Genomic DNA, 15,512 nt, shown 5'->3' on the forward strand with positions numbered 1-15,512 from the left:
GTCCGTCCGTAATCGGCCGGATGAGCCGATTATCCTGAAAAATGCCGCGCTGAACGGCCAAGCAGCGCTCTCCGACGCTCAAAAAGGCATATATGCCTCAAATCGCATATCTATGCGCCTTCTCTGCAAAGGCCTCCTTGTGGGAGAAGGTGGATCGGCGCGCAGCGCCGAGACAGATGAGGGTGTTGGACGGAGTGAGGCGTTGGCGTTCCCTGGAACACCCTCATCCGTCGCCTTCGGCGACACCTTCTCCCACAAGGGAGAAGGGAGAGCGCTCCATCTAAGGCTTGCGGATAAAGGCTGCACCCAGGATCGGACCGGGCACGCCGTCCTTGCCGACCGACTGCAGCAGCACGGCGCAGCCGCCCTTCTTGGCGATCTCGCTCATCGGCAGTTCGTAGCGCTGCGCCTTGCCGTGCCACATGCCGGCGGTCTGGATGCTGGAGACGGCGTTCCAGTAGGTCATGCTGCGGCCGGTGTTTTCACCCTTGCCGATCTTGATCGTCTGCGGCGGGTTGAAATAGACGATGACGACATGCGCGTCGGCGGGGCCGGTCACGGCGTCGCCGGCATCGATCATGACGCGATCGCTGGTCCGGCTGACCTTGATGCCGACGCGCATGCCTTCGCCGACCCTCTCCATGCGGGCCAGCGCGCCGTCGACTTCCTTGCGGCTGGCGCCATTGACATGGCTGCGGCCGTTGATGACGGCTTGCGGGGTGTAGACGGAACGGCTGCCGAAGGCGCGCATATACTCATATTGCCGCTCGGTATTTTCCTTGCGGCTCAGCGTATCCTGCCAGCCGAGGTAATCCCAATAGTCGACATGATAGGCGAGCGCGACGATGTTCTCCTTGGCGGCGAGCTCGGCGAAGAATTCGTCGGCCGGCGGACAGGAATTACATCCCTGGCTGGTGAAGAGCTCGACGACGCCTAATGGCTTGTCGGCCTGCTCGGCGAAGGCGCTTCCGGCAAACGCCGAGAGAGCCAGCGCAACGGCCGCAAGCCGCAATGGTCTTCGAGATGACATGGCCGTTCCGATCCCGCCGGTGATGCCGGCTTTGTTCTGATTGTCGAAATATGTGGCAGAAGCGGCAGTCAACGGGAAGTCACGTTGCGGTGAAATTTTGCCGTTGCACCGCTGGCAAGGGCGCAATAGGTGGACGCGCACTTCACGATGGAAGCGATTCGGGCGGCAATCAGCATGTGGCAATCTCTCCTGGCGCCGGTCGACCTCTATTGCGAACGGACGGGGCCGGAATTCTGGGCTGAACCGCTCAATGCGCTGAGCAATCTGGCTTTTTTTGCCGCCGGGCTATGGGGTGTCTGGCAGGTGCGCAAGCGCGGCACCGGCGCCTTCGCCGAAGTGCTGGCCTGGTGGGTGGTGGCGATCGGCGTCGGCTCGTCGCTGTTCCACACCTTTGCCACAAGGGGAATGATCCTGGCCGACGTGCTGCCGATTGCAGGGTTCACGCTGGCCTACACGCTGTTCAACCTGCGACGTTTTCTCGGCATGAAATGGGGCAAGGCGATCGTCATCTTCGTCGCCTTTTACGCCGTTGCCGGGCTGGTGACCTTTGCCGTGCCGGACTGGCTGCGCCAAGCGTCGAACGGCACGACCGGCTACCTGCCGCCCTTCCTGGCGCTTGCCTTCTTCGGCGCCTGGGTGGCGGCCAGCGGCAATCGTGCCGGCTGGTACAATCTGGCGGGTTCGGCGATCTTCGTCGTGTCGGTCGTCTGCCGGATGATCGATCCGCTGGTCTGCGGCGGCTTTCCGCTCGGCACGCATTTCCTGTGGCACATCCTCAACGGGCTGATGCTCGGCGTGCTGCTGGCGGCGACAGCGCGGTTTGGAAAGCCAAAGTAGGGCAGTAGGGCAGTAGGTGCTTGTCCTTGCTTCCCCTACTGCCCTACTCCCTTATTGCCCTACTCCCTTAAGCCGCAAGGTCGCGCAGCACGTATTGCAGGATGCCGCCATTCTTGAAGTAGTCGAGCTCGTCCAGCGTATCGATGCGGCAGATGATCGGAACCTCTTTGACGCTGTCGTCGCCATAGGTGATCCTGGCGATCATCTTCTGCCGCGGCTTGATGTTGCTCAGTCCGTCGATCTCGACCAGTTCGTCGCCCTTGAGGTTGAGCGAGGCCCACGAGGTGCCTTCCTCGAAGACGAAGGGGATTACGCCCATGCCGACCAGGTTGGAGCGGTGGATGCGCTCGAAGGACTGGGCGATGACCGCGCGGACACCGAGCAGATTCGTACCCTTGGCCGCCCAGTCGCGCGACGAGCCGTTGCCATATTCGACGCCGGCGAAGATGACCAGCGGCACGCCCTCCTTCTTGTAGTGCATGGCGGCGTCGTAGATCGATTCCTCTTCCTTCGACGGGTAATGGATGGTGTAGCCGCCCTCGCGGCCGTTCTCGCCCAGCATGTGGTTGCGGATGCGGATGTTGGCGAAGGTGCCGCGCATCATCACCTCGTGGTTGCCGCGGCGCGTGCCATACTGGTTGAAATCGGCGACGCCGACGCCGTGGTCGGTGAGGTACTTGCCGGCCGGGGAGGCCGCCTTGATCGAACCGGCCGGCGAAATGTGGTCGGTGGTGATCTTATCGCCGAACAGACCGAGCACACGCGCGCCCTTGATATCGCCGATCTTGCCGAAGCCTGATGTCATGCCGGCGAAATAGGGTGGGTTCTGCACATAGGTCGAATTGTCGTCCCAGGCATAGGTCTGGCCTTCCGGCGCCTTGACGTTCTGCCAGTACTCGTCGCCCTTGAAGACGTCGGCATATTTGCGGGCGAACAATTCGCGCGTGACATTCTTCTCGATGAATTCCTGGATCTCGACTGAACTCGGCCAGATGTCCTTGAGATAGACCGGATTGCCGTTGCGATCCTCGCCGAGCGGCTCGGTGGTCAGATCCTTGGTCACGGTCCCGGCCAGCGCGTGGGCGACGACCAGCGGCGGCGAGGCGAGATAGTTCGCCTGCACGTCGGGCGAGACGCGGCCTTCGAAATTGCGGTTGCCGGACAAGACTGCGGCAGCAATCAAGCCCTTATCGTTGATGGTCTTGGAGATCGGCGCCGGCAGTGGGCCGGAATTGCCGATGCAGGTGGTGCAGCCGAAGCCGACCAGGTTGAAGCCGATCTGGTCGAGCTCCTTCTGCAGGCCGGATTTCTCCAGATATTCGGCGACGACCTGGCTGCCCGGCGCCAGTGAGGTCTTGACCCACGGCTTCTGCTTGAGGCCGAGCCGGTTGGCGTTGCGCGCCAACAGCCCGGCGCCGATCAGCACGCTCGGGTTCGAGGTGTTGGTGCAGGAGGTAATGGCGGCGATGACGACATCGCCATGGCCAAGATCGTAGTCCGTGCCCTCGACGGCATAGCGCTTGTCGATTTCGGCGGCCTTCTTGTATTCGGTCTCCATGGCCTTGTCGAAGCCGGCCGGAATGTCTTCAAGTGCCACGCGGCCTTCCGGCCGCTTCGGGCCGGCCATCGACGGGACGACACTGCCGAGATCGAGCTCGAGCAGATCGGTGAAGACCGGATCGGCCGAGCCGATGTCGCGCCATAGGCCTTGCGCCTTCGAATAAGCCTCGACCAGGGCGATGCGGCTTTCGTCACGGCCCGACATGGTGAGGTAGCGGATGGTTTCGCTGTCGACCGGGAAGAAGCCGCAGGTGGCGCCATATTCCGGCGCCATGTTGCCGATGGTGGCACGATCGGCCAGCGTCATGTTGGACAGGCCCGGACCGAAGAATTCGACGAACTTGCCGACGACGCCCTTCTTGCGCAGCATCTGCGTGACGGTGAGCACCAGGTCGGTGGCGGTGACGCCCTCCCTCAGCCTGCCGGTGAGGCGAAAGCCGATCACTTCGGGCAACAGCATGGAGACGGGCTGGCCGAGCATCGCGGCCTCGGCCTCGATGCCACCGACGCCCCAGCCGAGAACACCAAGGCCGTTGATCATGGTGGTGTGTGAATCGGTGCCGACGCAGGTGTCGGGATAGGCGGTGGTCTCGCCATCTTCGCTGTTGGTCCACACGACCTGGCCGAGGTACTCAAGGTTGACCTGATGGCAGATGCCAGTGCCGGGCGGCACGACGCGGAAATTGCGGAACGCCTGCTGGCCCCATTTCAGGAATTTGTAGCGTTCCTCATTGCGCTCATACTCAAGCTCGACATTGCGGGCGAAAGCCAGCGGCGTGCCGAATTCGTCGACGATGACCGAATGGTCGATGACCAGATCGACCGGCACCAGCGGGTTGATCTTTTGCGGGTCGCCGCCGAGCGAGGCCATGGCGTCGCGCATGGCGGCAAGGTCGACCACGGCTGGAACGCCGGTGAAGTCCTGCATCAGCACGCGAGCCGGGCGATAGGCGATCTCGACGCCGGCGGAGCCCCGGTCGGTCAGCCAGCCGGCGACCGCCTGGATGCTCTCCTTGGTAACGGAACGGCCGTCCTCGTTGCGCAGCAGGTTCTCCAGCAGCACCTTCATCGAATAAGGCAATTGGGCGATGCCGGTGAGGCCGTTCTTTTCGGCCTCGACAAGATCATAGTAGATGTACTCGGTGCCGCCGGCGGTCAGCGTGCGGCGGCAATTGAAGCTGTCGAGTGATTTGGACACGTGCGATCCCTAACTGTCGGTTGCCGGGGAGGGAACGGACGCCAGTGGGCATGCAAATCACGCGCAAAGGTGCGGGTACGGCCATTTCCGCTATCCGTTCCCAAGCGTCCGGGCCGTTCAAGGCGGCACGCGCGCTGGTTCGGCGCAAATTCGGTTCCCGTGCCGACCGCTGGCACGGATGATGCGGATATAGAGAATTTTCTGGAATAGTTCTAGACACGGAATTGCCATTTTTGCTGCGGCGCACCGAAGCCGCGCTTGAACTTTCGGCGAAGGGGAACGGATGCGGCTGATCGCCGAAAATCTGGGCGGCGAACGCGGCGGCGAGACGGTATTTTCCGGCATCGAATTCGCGCTGGGGGATGGCCAGGCGCTGGTCGTCACCGGGGCGAACGGCGCCGGCAAATCGACGCTGCTCAGGATCATCGCCGGACTGTTGCCGGTGGCGGCAGGCCGTGTGCGGTTCGAAGGTGGTGGCGAAGACTTTCCGTCGGCCGCCTCGGCCTGTCACTATCTCGGCCACCTCGACGCAATGAAGAGCGCACTCACCGTTAAGGAGAATCTGTGCTTCTGGCGCGATTTTTCGGGCGCCGGTTCCAGGGGTGTTGAAGAGGCGCTGGAGACCGTCGGGTTGGGCGGCATCGGCCATCTGCCGTTCGGCTATCTCTCGACCGGCCAGCGCCGCCGCGCCGCGATCGCAAAACTGCTGGTCAGTCATCGGCCATTGTGGCTGCTCGATGAGCCGACGGCGGGACTGGACAAGGCTTCGGAGGAGAGATTCGGCGGGCTAATGCGGAAGCATCTCGATGGTGGGGGGATCGTGGTTGCGGCCACGCATTTGCCGCTGGGGCTGGAGGGGGCGAGGGAGCTTGTGATGGGGATGGTTGGGTGATGCCGGCGCTCTGTCGCACCCCCCTCTGTCCTGCCGGACATCTCCCCCGCAAGGGGGGAGATTGGCGGTTTCAACGACTCGCCCTCTCTTTCACGTTGAAGACTGACGAAAGCCGAGGCGACATCCAATCTCCCCCCTTGCGGGGGAGATGTCCGGCAGGACAGAGGGGGGTGCCTGGGCGAAAGCATCTCACATCATGCTAGCCCTCTTCCTGCGCGACATCCGCTTAAGTATCCGCGCCGGCGGCGGGGCGCTTACCGGCGTCATTTTCTTTCTCGCCGTTATCGCGACCATCCCCTTCGGCGTCGGTCCCGACCTGAAGCTGCTGGCCCGCATCGGCCCGGCGATCCTGTGGATCGCCGCCTTGCTGGCCTGCCTGCTCGGCCTCGACCGGCTGTTCCAGGCTGACCGCGAGGACGGCTCGCTCGATCTTCTGGTGCTTGGCAACGACCGGCACATGCTGGCCCTGACCGTGCTGACGAAATGCCTGGCGCATTGGGCGGGAAGCGTGCTGCCGCTGGTCGTCGCGGCTCCCCTGCTCGGCCTGTTCATGAACATGGAGCCGGCCGGCATCGGCGCCACGGCGCTGACGCTTCTGGTCGGCACGCCGGCGATCACCTTCATCGGTGCTGCCGGTGCCGCGGTGGCGGTAGCGTTGCCGCGCGGCGGACTGCTGATCTCGGTGCTGGTGCTGCCGCTGACCATTCCCGTACTGATCTTCGGCGTATCGGCAAGCTATGGCGCGGTGGCGGACCCCGATCCCTTCCTGCATCCCTTCCTCATTCTTACCGCGCTGACCCTGTTTCTTGCCGTGCTCGGGCCGGTGGCAGCGGCGCTGGCGCTGCGGCACGGAACGGATTGATGTGGCCGCTGCGCATAGAGAACCCGATCTTTCTCCAGACCATCTACGGCAACTACCCCGATCTGTCCTCCGTCGAGGTTACCGGGGCCAAGATGGACCGCAACGGGCCTAGCATGCACCTTTCCTTCATCTCGACCGTCCTTCCCTACCGGCCCCCCGCCAAATGGGCGGCGTTCAATGCCGTGTCTTTCGGGCTTGAGTTCATCGCGGTCGAATCCATTAGCCTTCGCAAGTTCCAGAGCCATGGCTCCAGTGCAATCAGGATGTGGGATGACGCCGGTAGAATCCTGCTTACCTGCGAAGGGGCTGTCAGGCTGTCCCTGACGTGCCAATACATGCGTATCAAAAACATATCAGGTGTTTTGCTTTCGCAGTGACCTTCGGCTTGCGATAACCGCAAATCTGCCGCAGACCCGTTCATTGCGACAAACAGCCGGTGAGGCTATGAATTTCGCCGTGAGAAGCCTTGGATCGGGAAAATGAGCATGCATGCCCTTTATGTCACCGCCGCCTATGCCATTACGGCCGTGGTGCTGGCCGGGCTGGTTGGCTGGATCCTGCTCGACCAGCGCGGCCGCAAGCGAGAGCTCGCCGAGCTGGAGGCGTCCGGCGTGCGCCGGCGCTCCGACAAGGCAGCAAAATCATGAGCACGGAAACGGAAACACCGGCGCGTCGCCGCCTGATCGTGCTGGTGCCGCTGCTGGTCTTTCTCGGGCTGGCGGGATTGTTCCTGGCGCAGCTGTTGTCCGGGCGCAACGTTTCGGAAGTGCCGTCGGCGCTGATCGGCCTGCCGGCGCCGCAGACCAACCTGCCGGCGCTCGAGGGCACCAATTTGCCGGGCCTCGATTCAAAACAGTTCGCCGGCAAGGTGACGCTGGTCAACGTCTTCGCGTCCTGGTGCGCGCCATGCCGCGACGAGCATCCGGTGCTGCTGGCGCTGTCGCAGGACAGACGCTTCGTCATGGCAGCGCTGAACTACAAGGACCAGCCGGAAAACGCCCGTCGGTTCCTTGGCGATCTCGGCAATCCGTTCCAGGCGATCGGCGTCGACCAGGCCGGGCGCACGGCGATCGACTGGGGTGTCTACGGCGTGCCGGAGACCTTCGTCATCGGCAAGGATGGCAAGATCGCCTACAAGCATGTCGGGCCGCTGACGCCGAACTCGGCGCAGACGCTGCTGTTGCCGGAGATCGAGAAGGCGCTGGCCGTGCCGGGCTGATGCCCGCCGATCGTGATAGGTCGACCGAAGACTCAGCCGTAGATCTGCTTGTGGACCTGATAGAGCATTTCTGAGCGGTCGGCGCGCATGTCGGCGAGGTCGCGGCTGCTGAAGCTGTCGATTTCGGCGACGAGGCGGTTGTAATGCCGGCGCTTGGCGATGCTGGCGCGAGCGCGGCTCATGAGGCTGTCGATGATCATAGCGAGTTTCCTTTTGCGCCGCATTTCGCGGCCAGTTGTTCCTCCCTTGATCGATACGAAGCATGACATAGTTATGGTGCGTTGCAAAAATAAGATGTTGCAATGCACCATTGCGCTGGGCGCATAGCCGGTTAACCGGATGTGACCTGCCGTCCGGGCCAGCATTCGCTCCCCTAATGCTTCTGACGCATCATCGATCTTGCCATATCGATCGCAGGCTGGCTTGATCGCGGCTCGCCAAGCGACTGATACCGGGAGGAACCATGACCAGCGAATTCTACGAAGTTCTCGATCCGCGCTTTTCGCGGCTGTTCAACGGCAACGCACAGGTCGACAGGCTGTTTACCGGCTGCCGATGGGCGGAGGGGCCGGCCTGGTTTGCGGCCGGGCGCTATGTGGTGTGGTCCGACATTCCGAACAATCGCATGCTGCGCTACGACGAGACCGACGGCAGCGTCAGCGTGTTCCGTCAGCCGTCCGGCAATTCCAATGGCAACACCGTCGACCGGCAAGGCCGGATGGTTACTTGCGAACATTCCGGCCGCCGCGTCAGCCGCACCGAGCATGACGGCTCGGTCATCACCATCGCCGACAAATGGCGCGGCAAGCGGCTGAACTCGCCCAATGACGCGGTGGTCACGTCCGACGGCTCGATCTGGTTCACCGACCCGAGCTACGGCATCGATACCGATTACGAGGGCGACAAGGCCGAAAGTGAGATCGGCGCCTGCCATGTCTACCGGGTCGATCCCGGCACCGGCGAGACCGAGGCGGTGATCACCGACATGGTCAGGCCCAACGGGCTCGCCTTCTCGCTCGACGAGAGCAAGCTCTACGTCGCCGATACCGGCCGCACGCATGGTGCCCAAAACCCGGCGCACATTCGAGTGTTCAATGTCGGCCAGGGCGGCAAGACGGTCTCAGGCGAAAAGGTCTTTGCTGACTGCACCGCCGGCCTGTTCGACGGTTTCAGGCTGGATGCGGACGGCCGCATCTGGACCAGCGCCGCCGACGGCATCCACTGCTATGATCCAGACGGGACGCTGATCGGCAAGGTCAAGGTACCGGAAGTCGTCGCCAATTGCGTGTTCGGCGGCAACAAGCTGAACTGCCTCTACATCGCCGGCACGACCTCGCTCTACATGGTCCGGCTCATGGTCAACGGCGCCAAGACATTTTGAGCGGCCGCCAAGCATATCCAAGGGAGGGCACCATGCCATTCGTAAACATCCGCCTGGTCAAGGAGGTGATTGCCGACGACCCGGCCGGAAAAAAGGCCGCGATCGCCGCCCAGGTGACGACGGCCATCACCGGCGCCACCGGCCTGACCAGCAACGATGTCTGGGTGGTCTTCGAAGAGGTCAATGCCCGCGACTGGTTCGTCGGCCAGACCGACGTCGAGACGCGGAGACGGAAGGGCTAATCTCCCGACGGAACGGCAGCGAGGCGGAAGTTTGCGAGAGGCCTGCGGGACAGCGGCCCCCTCTGCCCTACCGGGCATTTCCCCCACTTGGGGGGAGATCGGCAGCTTCGTCGCCTAGCCCGTCTTTCAACGTTGGAGGTTGGCGAAAGCGGGGATGACGGCCAATCTCCCCAATGTCCGGCAGGACAGAGGGGGGCGCGAAGGATCGCCGACGCTCGCTTCGCGTTCGCTCTGCCCTGGGATAACGACAGCGCGATGGCCGCCACTTAACGCGAGCGGATGAAGGACGCGAAGGCCGAAACGGCGCGGCGCATTGCCAGCCGGTTTGCCGGTTCCGCCAGGATCTTCTCCACCTCCGGCGGCTTCTTGCCGAGCAGGCCGATTTCGAGCGCTGCTTCCTCATAGAGTGCGAAAGACATTGTCCGCATGATCTCGGCCAGTGCGGCGCGGGCAAACAGCGAGCGCGGCGAGGCGTGGACCAGCATGGCCGGTTTGCCGACGGCTGCATCGCGCGACACCAGCCAGTCGAGCGCGTTTTTGAGGCCGCCTGGTACGCCATGGGCATATTCCGGGCAGGAGACGATGACGCCGTCAGCGGCGGTGACCGCGTCGATCAGCGCCGCTGCTTGCGGTGGCGTTCGCTCGCCTTCGTCGTCGGGGTTGAAGATCGGCAGCCGCCCAAGCCCATCGTAGACGGCGACGTGACAGTCCGGCGGCGCGTTTTGCGCGAGTGCCGCGACCAGGGCCGAATTGGTCGAGGCGGCGCGCAGGCTGCCAGAGATGGCGAGGATGTTGAGCAAGGAAATGGAGACCGGCTCGAGCGATTCGTCGCCGGGCACACTACCACATGGTCTCTCTGTATTCCTCGTCCAGCCAGCGGTCGGTCGCCTCGGCCGAATCGGCGAGCGCCAACTGGTCGCGCAGGATCTGGCCGAGCGTCGGCAGCGTCGCGCGGTCGTACCAGCTCTCCGGCTTCCACAATTCGGAGCGCATGAAGGCCTTCGCGCAATGCATGTAGGCGGCCTTGACCGTCACCACGACGACGCTTTGCGGTGCCTTGCCGTCGACCGCCAGCCGCTCACGCAATGACGCATCGACGGTGATGCGGGCATCGCCATTGACACGCAGCGTTTCGTTCATGCCGGGAATGAGGAAGAGCAGCCCGATCGAGGGATTGAGAAGGATGTTCTCCAGCGTGTCGAGGCGGTTGTTGCCGGGCCGGTCGGGGATGGCGATGGTCTTCTCGTCGAGCACTGTTACGAAGCCCGGCCTGTCGCCCTTCGGCGTCACATCGGCATTGCCGGCGCCGTCGGACGAGCCGATCAGCACGAAGGGGCTCTTGCCGATGAAGGAACGGCAGTGGCCGTCCAATGCCTTCAGTTCCTTGCGGATCGAACCGTCGGTCGGCCGAGGCGTCTTGTAGATCGTCCTCAACTCGTCGCGCGTGGTGATGAATTCCATGCCCCTCTCCTCCTATTCTGACGCAATTCCCTAGGGAAAGCGCTACGCGCTTTTCCCGGGAAAACCGCTACACACTTTTCCTGGAATTGCTCTATTTGCCGGCTTTCTCTTCCTTGGCGGCCTTGTCCTCGAGCGAGTGGCGCAGGATCAATGGCATTTGGCTTAACGTGAAGACAAGGGTAATGGGAATCGTGCCCCAGACCTTGAAATAAAGCCAGGTTTCCTCAGAAAAATTGCGCCACACGACCTCGTTCAGCACAGCCAGAAAAAGGAAGAAAAGCCCCCATCGGAAAGTGAGCTTGCGCCAGCCTTCGGCGTCGAGATTGAAGGCGGAATCAAAGACATAGCCCAACAGCGATCTGCCAAACGCCAACCCGCCAAGCAGCGTGATGCCGAACAGGCTGTTGATGATTGTCGGCTTCATGAAAGCGAAGGTCTTGTCCTGCAGCCACAGCGCCAGCGCACCAAACACAAACACGACGATGGCCGAGACCAGCGGCATGATCGGCCAGCTGCGCGTCAAAATCCACGAAACGCTGAGCGACAGCGCCGTCGCCACCATAAAGAACGCTGTGGCAATCAGGATAGGCTCGCCGATATGGCTGAGGATCGGGAATTTCCCGACAAGCCACGCGCCGCGGATGGTGGTGAAAAAGAACACCAGACCAGGCCCGAGTTCGAGCAGGAATTTCAGGCCGGGGTTCAACGCCTTGCGTCGCGGATCGGACAGGTCGCGTTCGAGGATGGGTGGGTTCATGGGATCCTTCTTACGCACGATCCAATCCAAAAAGTCTGCAACTTTTCGGGATCATGCTCGTCAAGCCACGCCAGCGATCGCCCTGGCGAACTCGCTTGCGGAAAAGGGTTCGAGGTCGTCGACCTGTTCGCCGACGCCGATGAAGTAGACCGGCAATTTGTGCTTTGCCGCGATCGCCACCAGAATACCGCCGCGCGCCGTGCCGTCCAGCTTGGTCATCACCAGGCCGTTGACGCCGGCGACATTGCGGAAGATCTCGACCTGGTTGAGCGCATTCTGGCCGGTGGTGGCATCGACCGTCTGCAGCACGGTGTGCGGCGCTTCCGGATCGAGCTTGCCCAGCACGCGGACGATCTTTTCCAGTTCCGCCATCAGTTCGGTCTTGTTCTGCAGCCGCCCGGCGGTGTCGATGATCAGCACGTCGGAGCCGGCCTCCTTCGCCCGCTCGAAGGCGTCGTAAGCGAGGCCGGCGGCGTCGGCGCCGAGCTTCGAGGCAATGACCGGCGAGTTGGTGCGCTCGCCCCAGATCTTCAACTGCTCGATCGCGGCGGCGCGGAAAGTGTCGCCGGCGGCGAGCATCACCGAGAGGCCGCCATCGGTCAGCTTTGCGGCGAGCTTGCCGATGGTCGTGGTTTTCCCCGTGCCGTTGACGCCGACGACCAGGATGACATGCGGCTTGTGGCTGAGGTCGAGTTCCAGCGGCATGGCGACATGGGTCAGCACCTTCTCCACCTCCGCCGCCATGATGGCGCGGACTTCCGTCTCGGAGACATCCTTGCCGTAGCGGCTGGCGGAGAGCGCGTCGGTAACGCGCAAAGCCGTCTCCATGCCGAGATCGGCGCGGATCAGCACATCCTCCAGGTCCTGCAGCGTGTCCTCGTCGAGCTTGCGCTTGGTGAAGACGCCGGCGATGTTGCCGGACAACTCCCTGGAAGAGCGGGCAAGCCCGTCTCGCATGCGCTGGAACCAGGAGCGCCTCGGCGCCGGTTCGGGCGCTCTTTGCGGCTCGGCCTTCTGCTCGACCTTCTTGGTTACGGTCACCTTGCCGGGGGCAGGTTTTGGCTCCGGCGATGGTTGCGGAATGGCCTCTGGTTCGGGCGCAATCTCGGTCAAGACCGGTTTCGTTTCGACCGGGGCGGGCTGGCGGAGCGGAGGCGGGATTTCGGCCGGCGGCGCTTCGGGCGCTGCGGAGGGGCTCTCGGCGGGCGGTGCGGTATCTTGCAGAGGTTCGCGCTGCCCCTCACCCTTTCCCGTTCCGGGGCGAGCCGCTTGTCTCGCCGGTCCTTCGGACCCCCGTGAAGGACGGAGAGAGGGGGACGTCAGCGTTGCAGCTTCTTCTTCATCGCTTTCAAAAGGAGGCTCGGCCTGCCGATCAGCCCCCTTCTCCCCGTCACCATACGGGGAGAAGGTGCCGGCAGGCGGATGAGGGGCAGCGCCAGCTTCCGATGACCGAGGCTCAGTCTGGACAATCTCCGGCTGCTCCGGCTCGGGAATAACAAGCTCGGCCGGGATTTCTTCCGGCTCCTCAGCAGGCGTTTCCGACTCCGGCTGGATCTCTGGCTCGGGCGGAATGGTTGGTGCGGGTTCGAGCGGTGGCGGCGGCGCGGGCGGCGCTTCCGTCTCGACAGACGGCGGAGGCGCAGTGTCTGCCTCGGGCCGCGACTCTTCGCGTTTCAAAAACTCCGGGACGGCCTGCTCGGCCGCCGGCTTCAGCGCCTCCAGTTCGTCCCATTTGATCGGCGGCAGCGGTGCGGTCTCGTCGGGCCGCTCCTCGACAACTTCCTTCTTGCCGAACGAAAATATCTTCTTGAAAAACCCGGCCATGTCTTGCGCTCTCAGGCGGCGCGGGCGGCAAGCGGCGCGGCGATCAGTCTGATACCGTCATTGCCGGCGATATCAGCCTCGACGATGTCGCCCGGCGCCCCGGCTGACAACACGGCCAGCGTAAACCCTTCGGTGCGGCCGAGCCCATCGCGCTCGACCAGGATCGACTGGCGTGTGCCAGCGAGCGAGGAAAGGTGACGGCGGTAGGCGACCTCGCCGGCGGCGCGCAACCGTGCGGCGCGCTGCTTGACCATTTCGCGGCGAAGCTGCGGCATGCGCGCGGCGGGCGTGCCCTGGCGCGGCGAAAACGGGAAGACATGGAGATGCGTCAGGCCGCATTCCTCGACGATCTCCAGCGAGTTTTCGAACATGGCATCCGTCTCCGTCGGGAAGCCGGCGATGATGTCGGCGCCGAAAACGATGCCGTGGCGCAGTTTGCGCACATCCTCGCAAAAGCGGATCGACTGGTCGCGGCTGTGCCGGCGCTTCATCCGCTTCAGGATCATGTCGTCACCCGATTGCAGCGACAGGTGCAGATGCGGCATCAGCCTCGGCTCGGTGGCGATGGCGTCCAGCAGATCGTCGTCGGCCTCGATCGAATCGATGGAAGAAAGCCGCAGGCGTTTCACGTCTGGCACCTGCTTCAGGATGGTCTTGACCAATTTGCCGAGCTTCGGTGCGCCCGGCAGATCGGCGCCAAAACTGGTCATGTCGACGCCCGTCAGCACGATCTCGGCATAACCACTGCCGGCGAGTCGCTTGACCTGCTCAACCACGGCGCCCATCGGGACCGAGCGCGAATTTCCGCGACCGTAGGGAATGATGCAGAAGGTGCAGCGGTGGTCGCAGCCGTTCTGCACCTGGACAAAAGCGCGCGCCCGGCCCTCGATGGCGTCGACCATGTGGGTGGCCGTTTCGCGCACCGAAAAGATATCGTTGACGCGCGCCTTTTCGGTGTCGTTGACGCCGAAATCCGGCAGCGCGCGATATGAATGCGCCTTCAGCTTCTCCTCATTGCCGAGGACGAGATCGACCTCGTCCATGGCGACGAAATCCTGCGGGCCGGTCTGCGCGGCGCAGCCGGTGACGATGATGCGGGCGGCCGGGTTCTCACGGCGGGCTTTTCTGATCGACTGCTTGGCCTGGCGCACCGCCTCGCCGGTGACGGCGCAGGTGTTGAAGATGATAGCGCCGCCTTCGAGCCCGCCGAGGCCCGCGCTTTCGGCTTCACGCCGCATCACCTCGGATTCATAGGTGTTCAGCCTGCAGCCGAAGGTGACGACGTCGATACCCCTGTTGCCACGAGGAGCCATCAGGCGGCGCTTTCGGTGTCGCGCGCCCACGCCCCGGTCGACGGATCGAAGCTGCCGGAAAATTCCCATTCGGCGGCACCGGTCAGGATGACGTGGTCGTCGTCGCGCCACAGGACGTGCAGCGAGCCGCCGCCGGGCGTCATCAGCGTGACGCTGCGGCCGGTGCGCCGGGTGCGGGCCGCGGCGACCACGGCGGCGCAAGCAGCCGAGCCGCAGGCCTTGGTCAGGCCGGCGCCGCGCTCCCAGGTGCGGATGGCCATGGTCTCCGGCGAAGTCACTTGCGCGATGGTGATGTTGGCGCGCTCAGGGAAGATCGGGTGGTTTTCGAGCAGCGGGCCGAAGCGCTCGAGTTCATAGGACCAGACGTCGCGGTCGACCCAGAAGATGGCGTGCGGATTGCCCATCGAGACGACCGACGGCGAATGCAGTACCGGCGCATCGATCGGGCCGATCTGCAGTTCGATCATGCGGGTGTCGCGAAACTCCTCGGCCAGCGGGATGTCCCGCCAGCCAAAGCGCGGCTTGCCCATGTCGACCGAGATCATTCCGTCGGCATGTTCCTCGGCATTGAGGATGCCGGCGACTGTTTCAAAGGCAAATGTCTTCTGGCCGGTCTCGGCGGCGAGCGCCTGGACGACACAGCGCATGCCGTTGCCGCAGGCTTGCGCACTGGTTCCGTCGGAATTCAAGATGTCGATGAAAAAGGCGGTGCCCGGCGTCCTGGGATCGTGGATCGCCATGATCTGGTCGAACCTGGTCGCGGCGTCGGCATTAAGCGCGACGGCTGCCGCAGGCGTTACGCGATCGGCACGGCCACGCATATCGGCAACGATGATTTCGTTGCCGATACCGTTCATCTTGGCGAAAGGGGCCGCGCTTGCCATGGATCGAAAGGTCTCTTGCCGATTTGGCGCCTATATGGCGGATACCGGCCGA

General features: G+C 63.5%; 17 protein-coding genes. 8 read left to right on the top strand and 9 right to left on the bottom strand.

What is annotated here, in order from left to right; all coding sequences use genetic code 11:
* Window positions 1-280: 280 nt before the first annotated feature.
* Window positions 281-1,030, bottom strand: a complete 750-nt coding sequence (locus tag NKH01_RS09510) for a DUF1223 domain-containing protein (protein ID WP_023721888.1) — start codon at window positions 1,028-1,030, stop codon at window positions 281-283.
* Between the two features lie 174 nt (window positions 1,031-1,204).
* Here NKH01_RS09510 and NKH01_RS09515 point away from each other — a divergent pair, with 174 nt between their 5' ends.
* Window positions 1,205-1,867, top strand: a complete 663-nt coding sequence (locus NKH01_RS09515; protein ID WP_023721887.1) for a ceramidase domain-containing protein — start codon at window positions 1,205-1,207, stop codon at window positions 1,865-1,867.
* 67 nt (window positions 1,868-1,934) lie between these two features.
* Here NKH01_RS09515 and acnA read toward each other — a convergent pair whose 3' ends face one another.
* Window positions 1,935-4,625: an aconitate hydratase AcnA gene (gene acnA / locus NKH01_RS09520; RefSeq protein ID WP_353020023.1), complete on the bottom strand. Its 2,691-nt coding sequence runs from the start codon at window positions 4,623-4,625 to the stop codon at window positions 1,935-1,937.
* Window positions 4,626-4,908: 283 nt separating this feature from the next.
* Here acnA and ccmA point away from each other — a divergent pair, with 283 nt between their 5' ends.
* From ccmA to NKH01_RS09545, 5 genes are all read left to right on the top strand, one after another.
* Window positions 4,909-5,517, top strand: coding sequence for a heme ABC exporter ATP-binding protein CcmA (ccmA, locus tag NKH01_RS09525; RefSeq protein ID WP_023721885.1), 609 nt, complete (start codon window positions 4,909-4,911; stop codon window positions 5,515-5,517).
* A 196-nt stretch (window positions 5,518-5,713) separates the two neighbouring features.
* Entirely contained in the window at window positions 5,714-6,379 is a 666-nt protein-coding gene (gene ccmB / locus NKH01_RS09530; protein ID WP_023721884.1) for a heme exporter protein CcmB, read from the top strand.
* Complete coding sequence (locus NKH01_RS09535; RefSeq protein ID WP_352481064.1) at window positions 6,379-6,756, top strand: Imm50 family immunity protein; 378 nt, start codon at window positions 6,379-6,381, stop codon at window positions 6,754-6,756. Before ccmB ends, NKH01_RS09535 begins: the two co-directional genes overlap by 1 nt.
* A gap of 102 nt (window positions 6,757-6,858) precedes the next feature.
* Window positions 6,859-7,026 carry a heme exporter protein CcmD gene (ccmD, locus tag NKH01_RS09540; protein ID WP_023721882.1) on the top strand — a complete coding sequence of 56 codons (168 nt, stop codon included), beginning with the start codon at window positions 6,859-6,861 and terminating at the stop codon, window positions 7,024-7,026.
* Window positions 7,023-7,598, top strand: coding sequence for a DsbE family thiol:disulfide interchange protein (locus NKH01_RS09545; protein WP_353020024.1), 576 nt, complete (start codon window positions 7,023-7,025; stop codon window positions 7,596-7,598). The genes ccmD and NKH01_RS09545 overlap by 4 nt, the downstream gene beginning before the upstream one ends.
* Window positions 7,599-7,630: 32 nt before the next feature.
* Here the strand turns inward: NKH01_RS09545 and NKH01_RS09550 are convergent, their stop codons facing one another.
* A complete protein-coding gene (locus NKH01_RS09550) occupies window positions 7,631-7,798 on the bottom strand; it encodes a hypothetical protein (protein WP_023721879.1) in 168 nt (55 codons plus the stop codon).
* A gap of 263 nt (window positions 7,799-8,061) precedes the next feature.
* Between NKH01_RS09550 and NKH01_RS09555 the strand changes: the two genes are divergently transcribed.
* Window positions 8,062-8,979 (top strand): SMP-30/gluconolactonase/LRE family protein, encoded by a 918-nt coding sequence (locus NKH01_RS09555; protein WP_353020025.1) that lies wholly within the window; start codon window positions 8,062-8,064, stop codon window positions 8,977-8,979.
* Window positions 8,980-9,011: 32 nt separating this feature from the next.
* Window positions 9,012-9,221: a tautomerase family protein gene (locus NKH01_RS09560; protein ID WP_353020026.1), complete on the top strand. Its 210-nt coding sequence runs from the start codon at window positions 9,012-9,014 to the stop codon at window positions 9,219-9,221.
* 266 nt (window positions 9,222-9,487) lie between these two features.
* Here NKH01_RS09560 and NKH01_RS09565 read toward each other — a convergent pair whose 3' ends face one another.
* The 6 genes from NKH01_RS09565 to dapF all read right to left on the bottom strand — a co-directional run bounded on the left by NKH01_RS09565 (window position 9,488) and on the right by dapF (window position 15,460).
* Entirely contained in the window at window positions 9,488-10,021 is a 534-nt protein-coding gene (locus NKH01_RS09565) for an NADPH-dependent FMN reductase (protein WP_353020220.1), read from the bottom strand.
* 40 nt (window positions 10,022-10,061) lie between these two features.
* The gene (locus NKH01_RS09570; protein WP_352481060.1) at window positions 10,062-10,682 is read right to left on the bottom strand and encodes a pyridoxamine 5'-phosphate oxidase family protein; all 621 of its coding nucleotides are present in this window, start codon (window positions 10,680-10,682) and stop codon (window positions 10,062-10,064) included.
* 91 nt (window positions 10,683-10,773) lie between these two features.
* Window positions 10,774-11,439, bottom strand: a complete 666-nt coding sequence (locus tag NKH01_RS09575) for a septation protein A (protein WP_352817258.1) — start codon at window positions 11,437-11,439, stop codon at window positions 10,774-10,776.
* Window positions 11,440-11,499: 60 nt separating this feature from the next.
* Window positions 11,500-13,263 (bottom strand): signal recognition particle-docking protein FtsY, encoded by a 1,764-nt coding sequence (ftsY, locus tag NKH01_RS09580; RefSeq protein WP_353020027.1) that lies wholly within the window; start codon window positions 13,261-13,263, stop codon window positions 11,500-11,502.
* 11 nt (window positions 13,264-13,274) lie between these two features.
* Window positions 13,275-14,576 carry a tRNA (N(6)-L-threonylcarbamoyladenosine(37)-C(2))-methylthiotransferase MtaB gene (gene mtaB, locus NKH01_RS09585; RefSeq protein WP_353020028.1) on the bottom strand — a complete coding sequence of 434 codons (1,302 nt, stop codon included), beginning with the start codon at window positions 14,574-14,576 and terminating at the stop codon, window positions 13,275-13,277.
* A complete protein-coding gene (dapF, locus tag NKH01_RS09590) occupies window positions 14,576-15,460 on the bottom strand; it encodes a diaminopimelate epimerase (RefSeq protein ID WP_352588012.1) in 885 nt (294 codons plus the stop codon). Before dapF ends, mtaB begins: the two co-directional genes overlap by 1 nt.
* Window positions 15,461-15,512 lie beyond the last annotated feature (52 nt).

Source organism: Mesorhizobium sp. M1403 (genome assembly GCF_040317695.1).
In the GTDB taxonomy this organism is placed as follows: Bacteria; Pseudomonadota; Alphaproteobacteria; order Rhizobiales; family Rhizobiaceae; genus Mesorhizobium.

Coding starts and splice junctions, on each gene's coding strand:
- NKH01_RS09510 (WP_023721888.1), bottom strand. CDS start 1,030: ATGTCATCTCGAAGACCATTGCGGCTTGCGGCCGTTGCGCTGGCTCTC.
- NKH01_RS09515 (WP_023721887.1), top strand. CDS start 1,205: ATGTGGCAATCTCTCCTGGCGCCGGTCGACCTCTATTGCGAACGGACG.
- ccmA (WP_023721885.1), top strand. CDS start 4,909: ATGCGGCTGATCGCCGAAAATCTGGGCGGCGAACGCGGCGGCGAGACG.
- ccmB (WP_023721884.1), top strand. CDS start 5,714: ATGCTAGCCCTCTTCCTGCGCGACATCCGCTTAAGTATCCGCGCCGGC.
- NKH01_RS09535 (WP_352481064.1), top strand. CDS start 6,379: ATGTGGCCGCTGCGCATAGAGAACCCGATCTTTCTCCAGACCATCTAC.
- ccmD (WP_023721882.1), top strand. CDS start 6,859: ATGAGCATGCATGCCCTTTATGTCACCGCCGCCTATGCCATTACGGCC.
- NKH01_RS09545 (WP_353020024.1), top strand. CDS start 7,023: ATGAGCACGGAAACGGAAACACCGGCGCGTCGCCGCCTGATCGTGCTG.
- NKH01_RS09550 (WP_023721879.1), bottom strand. CDS start 7,798: ATGATCATCGACAGCCTCATGAGCCGCGCTCGCGCCAGCATCGCCAAG.
- NKH01_RS09555 (WP_353020025.1), top strand. CDS start 8,062: ATGACCAGCGAATTCTACGAAGTTCTCGATCCGCGCTTTTCGCGGCTG.
- NKH01_RS09560 (WP_353020026.1), top strand. CDS start 9,012: ATGCCATTCGTAAACATCCGCCTGGTCAAGGAGGTGATTGCCGACGAC.
- NKH01_RS09570 (WP_352481060.1), bottom strand. CDS start 10,682: ATGGAATTCATCACCACGCGCGACGAGTTGAGGACGATCTACAAGACG.
- NKH01_RS09575 (WP_352817258.1), bottom strand. CDS start 11,439: ATGAACCCACCCATCCTCGAACGCGACCTGTCCGATCCGCGACGCAAG.
- ftsY (WP_353020027.1), bottom strand. CDS start 13,263: ATGGCCGGGTTTTTCAAGAAGATATTTTCGTTCGGCAAGAAGGAAGTT.
- mtaB (WP_353020028.1), bottom strand. CDS start 14,576: ATGGCTCCTCGTGGCAACAGGGGTATCGACGTCGTCACCTTCGGCTGC.
- dapF (WP_352588012.1), bottom strand. CDS start 15,460: ATGGCAAGCGCGGCCCCTTTCGCCAAGATGAACGGTATCGGCAACGAA.